We start from the raw sequence: 1,177 nt of genomic DNA, 5'->3' as shown, positions 1-1,177 counted from the left end.
CCCGCTGCTCGACGCGGTGCGGGGTCTGGCGGGCGCCGGGTTCATCCGACAGAGCGTCATCGACGACGCCGTCGTCGCCCCGACCATCGACGAGGCCCTCGACGCTCTCGCCGCCCGTTGCATCGTCAGCGGTGCGGGTTTGCGCGGCGGATTCTGAGCGATGACGGACGGCGCTCCCGTGTCGCGCCACGGTCTGCCCGTGCGTCGGGTCGAGGCGCGTCCGGACGTGCTCGCGCGCTTGAGCGGTGAGGCCGCCGATGTCGATGACGCGCACGTGGCGACGGTGGCGCCTGCTGACGGCGGGTTTCCCTGGGCGATAACGGCAGTGAGCAACGAGTCGCCTGCCGGCGGAGCCACCGATGGCGGAGATGATGCTGACAACGTCAGTCGTGATGACACCGATGACGACGCCGACCTCACCGACTGGCAGCGTCAGTGGCTCGACGTCAGCGCACCCGAGGATGAGCCTGACGAAAGCATCCCGACCGTTGACGCCGGCGGTTGGTGGGAGGGCATCCCCGCCGTCAGACAGTTGCTGCTCGACGGTCTCGAGCCCGCCTGCCGTCGCTGCCAGGCCCGCCCACACCGCAGTGACCTCGAACGGGGCACGCCCGAAGCCCGAGACGCGAACGCCCCCGCACCGTCAGATACGGGAGCGTCGAGCGGGCCGGTCAGGCGGCGTGTTTCTGCAGCGTCGCGCCGATGGCGGGCAGTGCGTCCTTGATCATGTCGGCGGCCTTGCCGCGGAACGTGCCGTAGACCTTCGCGATCTGGTCGCGCGACGTCGAGTTGGCGCGCGCATCGGCGATCTTGAGGATGTCGGCGCTCACCTCGTCGCCGCGACCCTTGAGGTATGCGCCGAAGTCGCCCTGGCCACCGAAGGCGTCCCAGTACGGGTCGAAGATCGCGGCGATCTGGTCGAGGTTGTCGTTGAGCGCCGACGGAACGTCGACCTTCTTCTTCGCGCCCGCGTACGCCGTCTTGATCGCGGCGCCGCTCAGGCCCTTCTTGCCGGAGACCTCGGAGTCGATCGTGGCAGCGAGATCCTTCGCGACGGCGGGACGCACGGCCGGCTGCAGCAGCTTCTCGGAAAGCGACATGATGATGCCTTTCTGTGGCGGTTCGTTTCGCCCGTCAGCCTAGCGTCAGCCCTCGTCGACGGCCCGCGCATCATGCG

Annotated in this window: 1 protein-coding gene; it reads right to left on the bottom strand. The window is 69.1% G+C overall.

The genetic code is table 11. The features are described 5' to 3' along the window. Positions 1 to 671: 671 nt before the first annotated feature. Complete coding sequence (locus B2284_RS13150; protein WP_074046397.1) at positions 672 to 1,100, bottom strand: DUF6918 family protein; 429 nt, start codon at positions 1,098 to 1,100, stop codon at positions 672 to 674. Positions 1,101 to 1,177 lie beyond the last annotated feature (77 nt).

Source organism: Dermacoccus sp. UBA1591 (assembly GCF_002322065.1).
In the GTDB taxonomy this organism is placed as follows: domain Bacteria; phylum Actinomycetota; class Actinomycetes; order Actinomycetales; family Dermatophilaceae; genus Dermacoccus; species Dermacoccus nishinomiyaensis.
Note: the sequence above shows the minus strand (reverse complement) of the source record. Positions and strands in the feature narration are given on the sequence as shown.

Bases quoted from the DNA above. Each gene is read 5' to 3' on its own strand.
- B2284_RS13150 (WP_074046397.1), bottom strand. From the start codon at position 1,100: ATGTCGCTTTCCGAGAAGCTGCTGCAGCCGGCCGTGCGTCCCGCCGTC.